12 protein-coding genes are annotated in these 15,235 nt (G+C 69.1%); 9 read left to right on the forward strand and 3 right to left on the reverse strand.

Annotation, left to right across the window (positions count from 1 at the left end; all coding sequences use genetic code 11):
- Nucleotides 1-74: 74 nt before the first annotated feature.
- The 3 genes from LXT13_RS06430 (at nucleotide 75) to LXT13_RS06440 (ending at nucleotide 3,498) form a co-directional block, all read left to right on the forward strand.
- Nucleotides 75-1,592, forward strand: coding sequence for a lamin tail domain-containing protein (locus LXT13_RS06430; protein WP_233370924.1), 1,518 nt, complete (start codon nucleotides 75-77; stop codon nucleotides 1,590-1,592).
- Between the two features lie 96 nt (nucleotides 1,593-1,688).
- Nucleotides 1,689-2,591, forward strand: coding sequence for a S1/P1 nuclease (locus LXT13_RS06435; protein ID WP_233370926.1), 903 nt, complete (start codon nucleotides 1,689-1,691; stop codon nucleotides 2,589-2,591).
- 13 nt (nucleotides 2,592-2,604) lie between these two features.
- On the forward strand, nucleotides 2,605-3,498 hold the full coding sequence (locus LXT13_RS06440) for a hypothetical protein (RefSeq protein WP_233370927.1): 894 nt from the start codon (nucleotides 2,605-2,607) through the stop codon (nucleotides 3,496-3,498).
- A 4-nt stretch (nucleotides 3,499-3,502) separates the two neighbouring features.
- Here the strand turns inward: LXT13_RS06440 and LXT13_RS06445 are convergent, their stop codons facing one another.
- The 3 genes from LXT13_RS06445 to LXT13_RS06455 form a co-directional block, all read right to left on the reverse strand.
- Complete coding sequence (locus LXT13_RS06445; protein ID WP_233370929.1) at nucleotides 3,503-4,510, reverse strand: MBL fold metallo-hydrolase; 1,008 nt, start codon at nucleotides 4,508-4,510, stop codon at nucleotides 3,503-3,505.
- A gap of 135 nt (nucleotides 4,511-4,645) precedes the next feature.
- Entirely contained in the window at nucleotides 4,646-7,207 is a 2,562-nt protein-coding gene (cphA, locus tag LXT13_RS06450; RefSeq protein WP_233370931.1) for a cyanophycin synthetase, read from the reverse strand.
- A gap of 12 nt (nucleotides 7,208-7,219) precedes the next feature.
- On the reverse strand, nucleotides 7,220-9,406 hold the full coding sequence (locus LXT13_RS06455) for a cyanophycin synthetase (RefSeq protein WP_233370933.1): 2,187 nt from the start codon (nucleotides 9,404-9,406) through the stop codon (nucleotides 7,220-7,222).
- 128 nt (nucleotides 9,407-9,534) lie between these two features.
- Here LXT13_RS06455 and LXT13_RS06460 point away from each other — a divergent pair, with 128 nt between their 5' ends.
- The 6 genes from LXT13_RS06460 (at nucleotide 9,535) to LXT13_RS06485 (ending at nucleotide 15,192) form a co-directional block, all read left to right on the forward strand.
- A complete protein-coding gene (locus LXT13_RS06460) occupies nucleotides 9,535-11,751 on the forward strand; it encodes a cyanophycin metabolism-associated ABC transporter (RefSeq protein ID WP_233370934.1) in 2,217 nt (738 codons plus the stop codon).
- Nucleotides 11,752-11,775: 24 nt separating this feature from the next.
- Complete coding sequence (locus LXT13_RS06465; RefSeq protein ID WP_233370936.1) at nucleotides 11,776-12,261, forward strand: RidA family protein; 486 nt, start codon at nucleotides 11,776-11,778, stop codon at nucleotides 12,259-12,261.
- Nucleotide 12,262: 1 nt separating this feature from the next.
- On the forward strand, nucleotides 12,263-12,736 hold the full coding sequence (locus tag LXT13_RS06470) for a cyanophycin metabolism-associated DUF1854 family protein (RefSeq protein ID WP_233370938.1): 474 nt from the start codon (nucleotides 12,263-12,265) through the stop codon (nucleotides 12,734-12,736).
- Between the two features lie 153 nt (nucleotides 12,737-12,889).
- Nucleotides 12,890-13,246 carry a carboxymuconolactone decarboxylase family protein gene (locus LXT13_RS06475; RefSeq protein WP_233370939.1) on the forward strand — a complete coding sequence of 119 codons (357 nt, stop codon included), beginning with the start codon at nucleotides 12,890-12,892 and terminating at the stop codon, nucleotides 13,244-13,246.
- Between the two features lie 157 nt (nucleotides 13,247-13,403).
- On the forward strand, nucleotides 13,404-14,006 hold the full coding sequence (locus LXT13_RS06480; RefSeq protein ID WP_233370940.1) for a hypothetical protein: 603 nt from the start codon (nucleotides 13,404-13,406) through the stop codon (nucleotides 14,004-14,006).
- A 7-nt stretch (nucleotides 14,007-14,013) separates the two neighbouring features.
- A complete protein-coding gene (locus tag LXT13_RS06485) occupies nucleotides 14,014-15,192 on the forward strand; it encodes a methionine aminotransferase (protein WP_419964650.1) in 1,179 nt (392 codons plus the stop codon).
- The last annotated feature ends 43 nt before the right edge of the window (nucleotides 15,193-15,235 follow it).

The following is a 15,235-nucleotide window of genomic DNA, read 5'->3' on the forward strand; positions in this document are numbered from 1 at the left end:
GCTCCCGGCCCGCATGCGCCGGGGCAGACCCAACATGTGCCGGCGACATCGCCGGTGAGGTAAGGAATCCCTTCATGAAGAAGATCAATTTCTGGATGGCCAGTGCGGCAGCGATGGTGCTGGCTGCGATGGCCGGGTGCGGCGGTGGTGGAGACGGTGGTGACACCCACCTGCCGCCCACGCTGTCCGCAACGCTGCCGACGACGGCAACGGCCGGCGTGCCGGTCACCATTTCCGGCATCACGACGACCAACACCACGGCCCTGACCGTGGACTGGGGTGATGGCACGCAGGACGCCCCTGCGGCCGTTCCGACCAGCTTGACGCACACCTATGCCTCGACCGCGACCTGCGTGAAGGCCGGCTCGTGCACGATCGAACTGGCGGTCCTCGGCTGGGGGCCGGCCGTTGAAAAGACGGGCACCGTCGTCGTCGGCCCGGCGCCGACGCTAACCGCCACGCTGCCGGCTACCGGCACGGCGGGTGTGCCGTACACCGTCACGGGCGTCGCCGCTGCCAACGGCACGGCGCTGTCGGTTGACTGGGGCGACGGTGTGAAGGAGACGCCGGCGACCAGCTCGACGAGCCTGACTCACACCTACGCCACGTCAGGCAGCTACGCCATCGACATGGTGCTGACTGGCAACAACGGCAGCTCGGCCGAGCAGAAGGGCGGCGTGACGATCGTCGACCCGGCCGTGCTGGCACTCAGCGCCACGCTGCCCACCAGCGGCGTGACGGGAACGGCGGTCACCATCACCGGCATCACGGCCACCAATGGCACGGTGCTGGCGGTGGACTGGGGAGACCTCACGACCGATATCGCCGACGTCAACTCGACGAGCCTGACGCATACCTATGCGGCCACCGGCAGCTACACCATCGGCATGACGCTGACCGGCCCGGCCGGCAGCAAGCCGGTGGTCAAGAGCGGCAGCATCACGATCGACACGCCCGAGTTGTTCATCAACCGATACATCTCGGGCTCCGGCAACAACAAGGCGCTGGAGATCTACAACCCGACCGGACATGCCGTCAATCTGAGCTCCTACGTGGTGGAACTTTGGTCGAACGGCCGTGGCCCGGCCTACACCACCCCCGTCGCGACGGGAGCGACGCCGACGGCAGCGCTGCACCTGAGCGGCACGCTGGCCCCCGGTGCCACGCAGCTGATCGTGAACTACCAGGCTGCCCTGACGGGCCTCACGTCGGTCGCTGGCTCGATCAGCGGTCGCAACGACAACCCGACCCTCACCTTCGACGTGACCGCCTTCAATGGCGACGACGTGGTGCTGCTGCTGAAGTCCGCCACGGCCGATACGGGCGTAGCACCGCGCGCCTGCGCTCGCGACACGTCTGGCGTGACGAGCTGCACGGTGATCGACAGCTTCGGCGTGCTGGGCAAGCGTCCCACGACGGGTGCGAGCTGGGGCGGTACGGCGACGCCGGCCATCAGGCACACGCTGCATCGCAAGGCCGGCATCGGCAAGGGCAGCGTGCCGACGGCAACGGCGGCTGATCCTTGGTGGGACCCGACCGGGGAGTACGACGTTCTCGACTCGGACAACCTGACCGGACTCGGCAGTCGCTGAAACCCATTGCTCGGGGGCGGGCGTCTGCCGGCCCCTTTGTGCTGGACATGCAGCCCTGCCTTTGCGACAGGGCTGTTCCATTTGGACTGCATGAACATGACCTTCTCTCGCCAGCGGCTCCGCCGCACCCTGATCGCCCTCTCCGCTGCGACTGCCCTCGCCACCACGCCCACCGCCTTTGCCTGGAGCCACCTCGGCCACTGGCTGGTCGGCGAGCTGGCGCAGCCCCTGCTCACGCCGGCTGCGCAGCAGCAGGTCGCCCAACTGCTGCAGGGCGAGCCCAACCCGACGCTCGCCGGCGTGGCGTCCTGGGCCGACGAGCTGCGCGGCAGCGATGCGGGCCTCGCCAGGAAGACCGCCAAGTGGCACTACGTGGACCTCGACCCCGAACGCTGCGACTACCAGCCGCCGCGTGACTGCCCCGACGGCAACTGCGTGATCGCGGCCATCGACGCGCAGCGGCAGATCCTGGCCGACGTCGCGCAGCCGCCCGAGGTGCGTCGCGATGCGCTGAAGTTCCTCGTCCACTTCATCGGTGACGTGCACCAGCCGTTGCACGCCGGTGCGCGCCACATGGCCGAGGGCGGCGACGACGCGGGTGGCAACAAGTACCAGGTCAGCCTGCGCACCGCCGTTGCGCCGCCTTCCTACAGCGCCAAGCGTGCTGCCCCGGGCGCACCCACGCCCACCAATTTGCATTCGGTCTGGGACTACTACGAGCTCGAATCGGCCATCCTGTCGCCCGAGAAGTACGCCAACCAGCTGCGGCAGGGCGGCGTGGCGCCGATCTCGCCGGAGGCCCTGGGCAGCCCGGCGGTCTGGGCCGTCGAATCCTGCAAGGGCATCGACGCGCAAGGCCTGTATCCGCGCGACGAAGACGGGCAATGGCAGCACAAGCTCGGCGGTGCGTATCTCGACGCCAAGCGTCCCTATGCCGAAGCGCAAATCCGAACGGCCGCCGAGCGCCTGGCTGCGGTGCTCAATCAGACGCTGAAGTGATCCGGAGGCACCCGTGAGGCTGACCGCTCTGCTCGCCCTGGTTCTGCCGCTCGCGGCCGTCGCGGCGCCCGATGCGCCGTCGACGCCGCAGACCGTCGCCCTGGTCGCCGCCATCGGCGACCGCGTGGACGTGGTGCGCCAGCTCAAGTTATCGAGCGGTCGTATCGAGCCCTACCGGCGCAAGACGCTGCAGGTGTCCGGACAGGCGCTGAACTACGCCGTGCTACGCGGGCTCGACAAGGCCCTGACGGACGACGAGCCGGATGCCCGCCATGTCCTCCTGCAATGGGAAATGCCCGCCGATGTGGCGGACAAGCTCGCCAAGGCGAGCGGCAGTGCGCGTCAGGACATCGTGATCTCGGCACTCGTCCAGCACCTGAGCGGCCTGCCGGAGCGGCAGGGCTGGGACCGGATCGAAGTGATCGTGCCGGCATACAGCGACCTGGAAACGCAGGGCCTGGGCTCCAAGCTTGGTGGCATCGGCATTTATGTGCAGCCGCTGGCGCCTCAGGACTTCGACATGGACGGCATGGCGAACGGCGAGTCGGCCGGCATGGTCACGAGCGAGGCCGACGGCGACTACCGCACCGTCAACCCCCGCACTGGAGAAACGGCGCACGCCTCGACCTTCGTGGCGCCCTACATGGTCTTCGAGCGCTTGAGCTTTGATGCCAAGTCGATGGCCCTCATCAAGCGCGAGCGCCATGTCGACCACACCAAGTACGCCGATCCTGACTCCACGGCGCTGGACGTCGGCAGCCAGATGAACGGCACCGCGCTGATCGGCAAGCTGGTCGAATCGGTGGAACGCTCGGCGTACCGGTCCATCCGGCCGGTCACTCAGCAGGTGACCGTGAGCCAACCGAAGGTCGTGGCGCCTCCGGCGTCGGCAGCGGCTGGCAGATAGCTGGTCAGCGCCGCGGCGGGATGCGCCGCGTCTCGCCGATGGCCAGCGTGAAGAAGTCGTTCTCGGTCCCGCCGCGTTCGGCGCGTTGACGCCGCAGCTGGCGCGGCGGCTCGTCCAGCGGTTCGTCAGTCAGCTCGAAGGTGCCCCAGTGCACGCCCAGCGACCGCTTGGCGCCCAGGTCGGCGTGGATGTTCAACGCCTCCTCGACGTTGACGTGCTGCTCCTTCATGAACCAGCGCGGCTCGTAGGCGCCAATCGGAATGAGCGCGATGTCGAAGCCGCCGTCGGCCTGGCGGTGGGACAGGCGTTCGCGGATGTCGGCGAAGTCGCGCGAGTAGCCGGTGTCGCCGGCGAAAAACAGGTGGCATTCCGGCGCGAACACGGCGAAGCCGCCCCACAGCGTCTTCATGCGGTCGTGGATGCCGCGGGCCGACCAGTGCTGGGCCGGCACGAGCTGCACGTCCACGCCGTCGTGGTGATGGCCTTGCCACCAGTCCAGTTCTACGACGCGGGCGATGCCGCGGGTCTGGAACCAGCGCTGCAGGCCCAGCGGCACGACGAATAGCGGGCTGCCACCCGCCTGCGCGGCAAGCGCGCGGCAGGTAGGCAGGTCCAGGTGGTCGTAGTGGTTGTGCGAGACGAGCACGAGGTCCACATGCGGCAGCGCCGCGAGCGCGACGCCGGGTGGCTGCTCGCGACGCGGCCCGACGAAGGACAGCGGCGAGGCGCGCTCCGAGAAGATCGGGTCGGTCAGCAGACTCAAGCCCCCGAGCTGCGCCAGCACGGTGGCGTGGCCGATCCATGTGACGGCGGGCTGCTGGGCCGTGCCGCGGTTGGCCTGCAGGAAGGCCAGGTCGGGCGCCATGGTCGGGATGGGTTCGACCGGCCGTTTCGGCAGACCCTGGCGAGTGGCCGTCCAGCGCCAGCGCAGCACATCGGCGAGCGACTTGGCCTCGAAATCGCCGTAGTTGTTCTGGAAGCCGCCCTGGCGGTGGTGGCGCGGGCGACTCATCGCCTGCAGGCTCGGGATTCAAGGGTCATGCGGCCAGTCTAAGGATTGGGTGCGCCGCCACCGAAACGGCCGGCATGCCCGTGGGCCTGCCGGGGAGATGTCGCCGACCGGGCGCCGTGGCGCCCGGTCGCTGGTTCACGCCTCGGCGATGCGCTTGCCCAGGTGAGCCAGCGCTTCTTCCACCTGGTCTACGAGCACCAGGCACAGGTCGCCGGGCTGCAGGCGGGCCAGCGCGCGGTCGATGGCGATGAACTCACCGACGATTTCCTCGACGTGCGTCGTGCGCCGGGCGCCTTGCAGGCCGGCACGCAGCAGCGCGACAACCTCGCCGGCCGCACGGCCGCGCTGGCAGGCGTCTTCGTAGAGGATGACGTCGTCGAACGCATCGCCGAGGATCTCGGTCTGGATGCGCAGGTCCTCGTCGCGGCGGTCGCCCGCGCCGCTGATGACGACAACGCGCTTGTTCGCGGGCATCGCGGCGACGGCGTCCACGAGGGCCTTCATCGCGTCGCCGTTGTGGCCGTAGTCCGCAATCACCGTGGCGCCGCGGTAGTCCATGACGTTGAAGCGGCCGGGCGCGTTGTCGGCGTCGTTGGCGAAGCTGCCCACGGCACGGCGGATGGTGTCCCAGTCCAGCCCGACGCCCCAGGCCGCGGCCACGGCGGCCATCGCGTTCTCCACCTGGAAGCCGATGACGCCGCCGCGCGTCAGCGGGATGTCGCGCAGCGGGATGTTCTCGCGCCAGACGCCTTGCGCGGCGACGAGCTGGTCTCCGTCGACATAAACGCAGCGCTTGCCCTGCGCGCGGTGCGTCGCCATCAGCGGATGGTGGCGGTCGGCGGCGAAGTAGATGACCTGGCCAGGGCAGACGGCGGCCATCTGCGCGGTCAGCGGGTCGGCCGCGTTCAGCACGGCGTAGCCGGTGGGCGCAACGTTCTGCACGATGACGCGCTTGACCAGCACGATGTCTTCCGCGGTGTGCAGGAAGTTCATGCCGAGGTGGTCGCCCGCGCCGATGTTGGTGACGACGGCGACCTGGCAGCGGTCAAAGCCCAGACCCTCGCGCAGGATGCCGCCGCGGGCGGTCTCCAGCACGGCGGCTTCCACGTCCGGGTGCATCAGCACGTTGCGCGCGCTCTTGGGGCCGGAGCAGTCGCCGCTGTCGATCTGGCGGCCATCGACGTAAACGCCATCGGTGTTGGTCATGCCCACCTTCAGCCCGCAGCTGGCGAACATGTGAGCGATCAGCCGCGTCACCGTCGTCTTGCCGTTGGTGCCGGTGACGGCCACGACCGGGATGCGGCCGTCTTCGGCCTTGGGGCCCGTGCCGAACAGGTGGCCGATGATGGCCTCGCCGACGTTGCGGCCCTTGCCGAAGCTGGGCGACAGGTGCATGCGCAGGCCCGGCGCGGCGTTGACCTCGACGATGCCGCCGTTGATCTCCTCCAGCGGCCGCAGCACGCTTTCTGCGACCACGTCCACGCCGCAGACATGCAGGCCCACGACCTGCGCGGCCGCGATGGCGCGGGCGGCCACCTCGGGATGCACGTCGTCCGTCACGTCGGTGGCGGTGCCGCCGGTGGACAGGTTGGCGTTGTTGCGCAGGATGACGCGCTGGCCCTTGTCGGGTACGGACTCGGGACTCAGTCCCTGCTGCGTGAGCCGCGCGACGGCGATGTCGTCGAAGCGGATCTTGGTCAGCGACGTCGCATGGCCGTCACCGCGGCGCGGGTCGGCATTGACCTTGTCGACCAGTTGCTTGACGGTGAGCACGCCGTCGCCGATGACATGCGGCGGGTCGCGGCGCGCCGCGGCGATGAGCTTGTCGCCGATGACCAGCAGCCGGTAGTCGCCACCGGGCAGGTATTTCTCCACCATGACCTTGCCGACCTCGTCGGCGGCCTTGTAGGCGATGTCGAAATGGTCGCGGTCGACGACGTTCACCGTCACGCCCTTGCCCTGGTTGCCGTCCTGGGGCTTCACGACGACGGGCAGGCCGATCTCGAGCGCGACGGCCCAGCCGTCGTCCGGCGAGTCGACCGGACGGCCGATGGGCACCGGCACGCCGGCGGCCTGCAACAGGCGCTTGCACAGGTCCTTGTCCTGTGCGATGGATTCGCTGACGGCGCTGGTCGCGTCCACCTCGGCGGCCCAGATGCGGCGCTGCTTGGCGCCCCAGCCGAACTGCACGAGGCTGCCCTGCGTCAGGCGGCGGTACGGGATGCCACGCGCGAGTGCGGCGTTGACGATGGAGCCGGTCGAGGGGCCGAGGCGGATGTCCTCGTCCAACTCGCGCAGCGCGCCAAGCACGGCGTCCGCATCGAACTCGCCGCCCTCCAGCGCGGCATTGACCAGCTTGACCGCCTGTTCGAACGCGAGGCGACCGACGTCTTCCTCGCTGTACTCGATGACGAGCTGGTAGGTGCCGGCTTCGGGCGTGATGTGCGTCTGGCTGAAGGTGACCGGGCAGCCGGCCTGGGCCTGCAGCGCCAGCGTGGCCTGCTCCAGCACTTGGGCCAGCGACGCGTCCGAGCGCAGCTCGCCGATCGTGGGGAAGAGCTGGCGCAGCCGGGGCTCGAAGCCCGGCAGGCGCTCCAGCGAGCGCTCGGCCTCGCTGCAGTTCACAACGGCCTCGATGGCCGTGTGGCGGCTCCACATGTTGGGGCCGCGCAGAGCGCGGGTGCGGGAAACGTCCATGGTCTTGTTCTGTTAGGCCAAATGAAGGTCGGGCACGAAGGTGTCCAGGCCGGCGGCGATCAGTTCGGGCGACACGCCCAGCGCCCAGGCGGCGGCGACGGCGGCCAGCAGCGTGGCGGCGTCCGTGTTGCTGGCGCCGAAGCGGCGCAGCAGCGCGTCGATGTTGGCGCCGGGCGTCTCGGCCGGGCCTTGCGCGAGCACGGCGGCGCCGCCGCGCAGGAAGACGGCACGGCCGCCGCGCTCGCGGTGCTGTTGCAGCGCCGGCAGGCTGCCGTCCTCGGCATAGAACACGACTTCGCCATCGCTCAGCTCGGCCATATCGACGAGGCGTGGGTGCGCGGCATGCAGCACTGCGGCGCCGTCGCTGAGCACGACGTCCACCTGCGTGCGCAGCACCTTGTAGAGCTGGTCCACGTCCTGCACGTCGAATTCGGCCAGCGGGGTGATGCCGTCCAGGTCGGTCACGACGCCCACTTGGCAGCGGTCGTAGGCCAGGCCGTCGCGCAGGATGGACGCGGGGCTGTTCTCGACGACGACGGCGTTGACGCCGCGGTTCATCAGCAGCCGGTGCGCGGCGTCCCAGCGGGCACTGTCCTTCTTCTCGACACGGCGGGTGCCCAGGAACAGGCCGTCCTGGCAGGCCAGGCCCACATGGCGGCCATTGAGGTGCAGCAGCCAGGCCACGAGCCGCGTGATGACGTTGCCGCCGCGCGAGCCGGCCACGCCGACGATGGGGATGCGACCGGACTCGTCCTCGGCGAAGAGGTGGTCGATGATGGCCTGACCCACGGGCTGCGGAGCGCCGCCGGCTGGCTTCAGGTGCATCAGCAGGCCCGGGCCGGCATTGACTTCGACGATGGCGCCGCCGGTGGCCTGCAGCGGCTTGGCAATGTCCTCGGTGACCAGGTCAACGCCGGCGATGTCCAGCCCCACGGTGCGGGCGGCCAGCGATACGGCATGGGCCACCTCGGGGTGGACCTCCGCCGTGCAGTCGATCGCGACGTTGCCGTTGCGCTGGATCAGCACGCTCTTGCCGGCGGGCGGCACGGCATCGGGTGTGAAACCCTGGCGCTGCAGGTCCAGCAGCACCACCGGGTCTTCGCCCAGCGCAATGCGGTTGAGCGGGAAGTCCTCGGTCAGACCACGGCGCGGGTCGGTGTTGATCTGGCTGTCCACCAGCTCGGCGATGGTCTGCTTGCCATCGCCATGCACCCAGGCCGCCTCGCCGCGCGCGGCCGCCACGACCTGGCCGCCGACAACGAGCACGCGGTGCTCGTTGCCGCGGATGTAGCTTTCCACCAGCACCGACGAGCCCTCGGCATCGGCCAGCTTGAAGGCGGCTTCGCAGTCGGCCTCGTTGGAGATGTCGAGCGTGACCCCACGCCCATGGTTGCCATCGCTGGGCTTGATGACGACCGGCAGGCCGATGTCCTGCGCGGCCTCCCAGGCTGCCGCCGCGCTCTTGACTTCCTGGCCCTCGGGCACCGGCACGCCGACGGCCTTCAGCAGCGTCTTGGTCAGGTCCTTGTCGCCGGCGATGCCTTCGGCGATCGCGCTGGTCATGTCGGTCTCGGCCGTCCAGATGCGGCGCTGGCGCTGGCCATGGCCCAGCTGCACCAGGTTGCCGTCGTTCAGGCGGATGTGCGGGATGCGGCGGTCCGTCGCGGCGGCGACGATGGCCGCGGTCGACGGGCCGAGGTAGCAGTCGTCCAGCTTGTCCCGCACACGGGCGACGGCGGCGGGCACGTCGAATGCCCGGTCGTTGATCATGGCCATGATCAGCGCATGACCCTCGGCCAGCGCCGCGCGGGCGACCTGCTCGTCTCGCGCCCGGAACACCATGCGGTAGACGCCGCGCTTGGACGTGGAGCGCGTCTGGCCGAAGCCGGTGGGCATGCCGGCCAGGTTCAGCAGCTCGATGACGATGTGCTCCAGCACATGGCCCATCCAGGTGCCCTCACGCAACCGCTCGATGAAGCCGCCGCGCTCGCCGACGCCGCAGTGGTGCTCGATCAGCGCCGGCAGTGCGGCGGTGAGCCGGTCGTTGAAACCGGGCAGCAGGTGGGAGGGGTGGTCCTCCAGCTCGCCGAGGTCCAGCCAGACTTCCAGCACGGGCCGATAGGTCCACATGTTCGGTCCGCGCAGGTAGTTCACGCGCAAGAGCTGGATGTCCTGGCGAATGTCTTTTGTTGTGCTCATGGAGTAGGGGGATGGCGCGGCAGGCGCGTGGAATTGTGCGCTGAACTCATGGCGGAGAATCGGCCGGGACCGTCATCGCCAACAACAACATGCAAGAGCCACTTCCCGTTTCAACGCCTCATCCGCAAATGGCCGCGCTGCAAGGGCGGCTCCTGGCTGGCGAGAACGTCGTGGCGACGCTGGAGGTTGACCTGGACGCCCACGGGCACTTCGCCCAGGGCCTCATTGCGTTGACGAATGCACACCTGCTGGCCTATGAGCCCGCCAGCGGCACGTGGAGCGATTACGTCTTGTCACCCGGCCAGTCGCTCAAGCTCAGCGACCATGGCGGCCTGGCTTTTCTGGAGCTGTCCGACGCCGAGCGGCGCCTGGCGCGCTGGCGCTTCACGCTGGCGGGCAACCCCGCCGCAGTCAAGCTGGTCGATGCGTTCGAGCGTGAATTGCAGCGCCTGGCCGGCCAATCGGTGCGCGAGGACGAGGACGAGGGCGAGGACTTCGATTTCGGCGAAAGCAGCGCGCCACCCAGCACTTGGGTGCTGCTGCGGCTGTGGCGCTTCGCCAGGCCCTATCAGGGCCAGTTGCTGCTGGGCTTCGCGCTGATGCTGGGCGCCACCGGCGCGACGCTGGTGTCGCCCTACCTGACGATGCCGCTGATGGACCGGGTGCTGATTCCGTTCCAGAACGGGCAGTCCATCGACCCGGGCCTGGTGTCGATGCTGCTGGCCGGGCTGCTCGGCGCGGCGCTGGTGTCGTGGGGGCTGGGCTGGGCCAAGACCTATCTGTTGTCCCTCGTGTCCGAACGCATCGCGGCGGACCTGCGCACTGCCACCTTCGAGCACCTGCTGGGCCTGTCGTTGGAGTACTTCGGCAACAAGCGCACCGGAGACCTGATGTCGCGCATCGGCTCCGAGACCGACCGCATCAGCGTGTTCCTGAGCCTGCACGCGCTGGACTTCATCACCGATGTGCTGATGCTGGGCATGACCTCGGTCATCCTGTTCAGCATCCACCCGGGCCTGGCGCTGGCGACGCTGGTGCCGCTGCCCTTCATCGCATGGCTCATCCACCTCGTGCGCGACCGGCTGCGCACCGGCTTCGAGAAGATCGACCGCGTCTGGGGCGAGATCACCAACGTGCTGGCCGACACCATCCCCGGCATCCGCGTCGTCAAGGCGTTCGCGCAGGAGTCGCGCGAGGCGAAGCGCTTCAAGGAGGCCAACGCCAACAACCTGCACGTCAACGACCGGCTCAACAAGACCTGGAGCCTGTTCACGCCCACCGTCTCGCTGCTGACCGAGATGGGCCTGCTCGTCGTGTGGGGAATCGGCATCTGGCTCATTGCGCACAAGAGCATCACGGTCGGTGTGCTGACGGCGTTCCTGGCCTACATCGGCCGCTTCTATGCGCGGCTGGACTCAATGAGCCGCATCGTGTCCGTCACGCAGAAGGCCGCCGCGGGCGCCAAGCGCATCTTCGACATCCTGGACCACGTCTCCAACGTGCCCGATCCCGTCAACCCGCAGCCGTTCGACAACGTCACTGGCGCGATCTCGATGCAGGGCGTCAACTTCCGCTACGGCTCGCGCTCCGTCATCCGCTCGCTGAACCTCGACATCCGCCCCGGCGAGATGGTGGGCCTGGTGGGCCACAGTGGCTCGGGCAAGAGCACGCTGGTGAACCTGATCTGCCGCTTCTATGACGTGACAGAGGGCGCCATCAGGGTCGACGGCGTGGACCTGCGCCGCGTCAAGGTCAGCGACTACCGTCGTCACATCGGCCTCGTGCTGCAGGAGCCGTTCCTGTTCTTCGGCACCATCGCCGAGAACATTGCCTACGGCAAACCCGGTGCGACGCGGGCCGAGATCGTTGCCGCCGCGCGCGCCGCCCATGCGCATGAGTTCATCCTGCGCCTGCCGCACGGCTACGACAGCCTCGTCGGCGAACGCGGCCAGGGCCTGTCGGGTGGCGAGCGCCAGCGCATTTCCATCGCCCGCGCGCTGCTGATCGACCCGGCCATCCTCATCCTCGACGAAGCCACCAGCGCTGTGGACACTGAGACCGAGAAGGAAATCCAGCGCGCGCTGGACAACCTCGTGAAGGGCCGCACCACGATCGCCATCGCCCACCGCCTGTCCACGCTGCGCAAGGCCGACCGCCTCGTCGTCATGGACCGCGGCGAGATCGTTGAGCTGGGGCCGCATGACGAGCTGATCGAGAAGCAGGGCCACTACTGGCGGCTGTGGGAGGCACAGGCCCGGCGCGTGGACGCCGAGGCCGCCGACGACGGCGGCCTGATGGTCGTGACCCCCAACCCCAATGCCCACGCCACCGTGGCGGATGTGTGAACAACCGGACGCCGGAGGACCGACATGACCGAATCCGAACGTGACCGCGAACTGGCCGCCGCCTGCGCGGAGCATGGCTTCAACCGGGACGCGCCGCTGCAGATCGGCGGCAGCTACACGCCGCTGATGCGCGACGGCCGCACGCTCTACCTGAGCGGCCAGATCCCGCGGATCGAAGACCATGTCGCCGTGTCCGGCGTCGTCGGTGCCGAGGTGGGCCTGGACCGTGCCAGGCGCGCCGCGGCCATCTGCATGCTTCGTGCGCTGACGCTGCTGCGCCTGGAGCTGGGGAGCCTGGACCGGCTGCAGGCCGTGCTGCGCATGAATGTGTTCGTGCATTGCGACGCCGGCTTCACGCAGCTCAGCGAGGTGGCCGACGGCGCGTCCGACCTGCTGTGGCGGGTCATGGGCCAGGCCGGCGGGCACACGCGCACGACCGTGGGCGTGCTGCAACTGCCCAAGAACGCCGCGGTCGAGCTGGACCTGACGGCGCTGGCCGTGGAGGATTGATATGTCGACCCTGCCTTTCCGTGACCTGAGCGTGGACGCCCACGGCAAGCTCGTGCTGACCGACCTGGACGGCGCGACGCATGGGGGCGTGACGCCCGTTCGCGCCCACCCGATCTCGGCGCCGGACGAGGGCGTGTCCCTCGTCGGCGTGCATGGCCATGAGCTGGCCTGGGTGGAGCGCCTGTCCGACCTGCCCGACGGTCCGCGCCGCGTGCTGGAGGCCGAACTCGCGGCGCGCGAGTTCCATCCGACGCTGAAGCGGCTCATCGCGGTGAACACCTTCGCGACGCCCAGCACCTGGCGCATCGACACCGATAAGGGCGAGGTGGACTTCGTGCTGAAGAGCGAGGAGGACATCCGCCGGCTCGAAGGCGGCCGGCTGCTGATCACGTCGACGCACGGCGTGCAGTTGGAAGTGCCCGACCGCTGGGCGCTGGACAGGCCGTCGAAGCGGCTGCTGGAGCGGTTTCTCTGAAGCATGGCCGTGGACCTGGAAGCCTCGTCCACGGGAATCATCCTCATGATGCTGCCGGGCCTCGACGCGATGCGGGCCTGAGGTTGTGCTGGGTCAAGGCGGTGTTGCTTATGCGGGCGCAGCATTGAAGCCGCGAAACAGCAGAAATTCCGCATGAGCAAGAACTACCGCGACATCACCGCCGACGTGTCGGCCCAGCTGACCCGCCTTCGAACCGGCGTGCCCGAGGTCATGCGCGGCTTCGGCGCGCTGGCCCAGGGCGCCACGCGTGAGGGCGTGCTCGACAAGAAGACCAAGGAACTGATCGCCATGGCGTTGTCCGTCGCGGCGCGCTGCGATCCCTGCCTGGGGTTCCATGCGGAATCGCTGGTCAAGCTCGGCTGCACGCGGGCGGAGCTCGAGGAGATGCTCGGCATGTGCGTCTACATGGGCGGCGGGCCGTCGCTGATGTATGCCGGCTACGCGATGGCAGCGTTCGACCAGTACAGCGCCGGGCCCGAAGCGCCCTGAGGGCGGCATGACGGCCTCATGACCGCCGGCCCCGGCGCGCCGGGGTCTTGCGCTGGATCAAGGCCCGTGGCTGCGCTGCCGTCCGCGTCACCGCACCGTCATTCGCGCCGGTCACGCTTTCGTCACGCGTTTGGCGTGACCGAGGAGCGTTTGACCCATGACCACCTTCTGGAACCAAGTCCGTACCCTGCGCTGGGACGACCACCGTTACTACCACCAGTGCCGCATCAACCAGACGCTGCACCTCGTCAGCGCGCTGAGCTTTCTGGCCGCCTACGGCTTGCTGTTCATCGATCCGGCGGCCGCGGCCTGGGTCGGCTGGTGTGTCGGCATGGTCACGCGCCAGAGCGGTCACATCTTCTTCGAGCCGCGTGGCTACGACCACGTCAACCAGGCGACCGACGCGCACAAGGAAGCCATCAAGGCCGGCTACAACATGCGTCGCAAGGCGGTGCTGATCGGCGTGTGGCTGGCGTTGCCGGTGCTGCTGGTACTGAGCCCCAGCCTGTTCGGCCTCATCGAGCCCGCGCAGGGTGTGGCCGGCTGGGCGCATGACGTGGGCCTGGCCTGGCTGATGCTGGGTGCCTCGGGCCTGGTGTTGCGCGGTGTGCAGCTGGCCGTGCTGCGCGGCCCGAGCTGGGGGCTGGCCTGGGTCGTCAAGATCCTGACCGACCCATTGCACAACGTCGACCTCTACTGGCGTTCGCCGCTGGCCCTGCTGCGTGGCCAGCGCTACGACCCGATCGACGCGGTGCATTGAGGCAGACGTGGGGGCAGGCCGGCAGAATCCGGCCATGCCTACGCTGCCCGCTAAGCTGCCGCACACCGGCACCACGATCTTCACCGTCATGTCGGCGCTGGCCGCAGAGCATGGCGCCGTCAACCTGGGCCAGGGCTTCCCGGATTTCTCGCCCGACCCGGCGCTGCTGCAGGCCGTGACGGACGCGATGGCTTTCGGCTACAACCAGTACGCGCCGATGACCGGCCTGCCCGTGCTGCGGCAGGCGGTGGCAGCCAGGCTCAATGGCCTCTACGGCTCGGCCTACGACGCCGACCGCGACATCACGATCACCGCCGGCGGCACGCAAGGGTTGCTCACCGCGCTGCACGCCTGCGTCGGCGCGGGCGACGAGGTCGTCATCATCGAGCCGGCCTACGACAGCTACGACCCGGCCATTCGCCTGGCAGGCGCCGTGCCGGTGGGCGTGCCGATGACGGTGGATTACCGCATCGACTGGGCGGCGGTGCGCGCCGCCATCACGCCGCGCACGCGGGCGCTGGTGCTGAACACGCCGCACAACCCGAGCGGCCGCGTCGCGACGGGCGACGACCTGCGCGAGTTGGAGCGGCTGGCGGAGCAGCACGACCTGTTCGTCATCAGCGACGAGGTCTACGAGCACATGGTCTACGACGGCCAGCTGCACGAGAGCGTGGCCCGCCATGCCGGCCTGCGCGAGCGCAGCTTCCTGGTCGGCAGCTTCGGCAAGACCTTCCACGTGACGGGCTGGAAGGTCGGCTTCGTCGCCGCGCCGTCGGCGCTGTCGGCCGCCTTCCGCCGCCTGCACCAGTACACGGTGTTCTCGGTCCACACGCCCACGCAGCAGGCGCTGGCGACCTACCTGGCCGACCCCGCGCCGTGGCAGGGCTTGAGCGGCTTCTACCAGGCCAGGCGCGACGCCTTCCGTGCGGCGCTGGCGCAGACACCGCTGACGCTGCTGCCCTGCGAGGGCACCTATTTCCAGACGGTGGACTACAGCGCTGTCTCCGACCTGCCCGAGCTGGACTTCGCCCGCTGGTTGACCACCGAGGCCGGTGTTGCCGCCATTCCGCTGTCGGTGTTCTACCAGCGGCCGCAGGAGCGGCGGCACGTGCGCTTCTGCTTCGCCAAGCGCGAGGACACGCTGGCCGAGGCGGCGCGTCGGCTGGCCTCGGCCTGGCGCGGTTGATGGGGCAGAGCGTGTGCGCATGCAGTAGGCTCTCCGGTCCAGC

This window comes from Pelomonas cellulosilytica, assembly GCF_021353265.1.
Lineage (GTDB): Bacteria > Pseudomonadota > Gammaproteobacteria > Burkholderiales > Burkholderiaceae_C > Pelomonas > Pelomonas cellulosilytica.

Bases quoted from the DNA above. Each gene is read 5' to 3' on its own strand.
- LXT13_RS06455 (WP_233370933.1), bottom strand. From the start codon at position 9,406: ATGAGCACAACAAAAGACATTCGCCAGGACATCCAGCTCTTGCGCGTG.
- LXT13_RS06480 (WP_233370940.1), top strand. From the start codon at position 13,404: ATGACCACCTTCTGGAACCAAGTCCGTACCCTGCGCTGGGACGACCAC.
- LXT13_RS06475 (WP_233370939.1), top strand. From the start codon at position 12,890: ATGAGCAAGAACTACCGCGACATCACCGCCGACGTGTCGGCCCAGCTG.
- LXT13_RS06465 (WP_233370936.1), top strand. From the start codon at position 11,776: ATGACCGAATCCGAACGTGACCGCGAACTGGCCGCCGCCTGCGCGGAG.
- LXT13_RS06470 (WP_233370938.1), top strand. From the start codon at position 12,263: ATGTCGACCCTGCCTTTCCGTGACCTGAGCGTGGACGCCCACGGCAAG.
- LXT13_RS06445 (WP_233370929.1), bottom strand. From the start codon at position 4,510: ATGAGTCGCCCGCGCCACCACCGCCAGGGCGGCTTCCAGAACAACTAC.
- cphA (WP_233370931.1), bottom strand. From the start codon at position 7,207: ATGGACGTTTCCCGCACCCGCGCTCTGCGCGGCCCCAACATGTGGAGC.
- LXT13_RS06435 (WP_233370926.1), top strand. From the start codon at position 1,689: ATGACCTTCTCTCGCCAGCGGCTCCGCCGCACCCTGATCGCCCTCTCC.
- LXT13_RS06430 (WP_233370924.1), top strand. From the start codon at position 75: ATGAAGAAGATCAATTTCTGGATGGCCAGTGCGGCAGCGATGGTGCTG.
- LXT13_RS06460 (WP_233370934.1), top strand. From the start codon at position 9,535: ATGGCCGCGCTGCAAGGGCGGCTCCTGGCTGGCGAGAACGTCGTGGCG.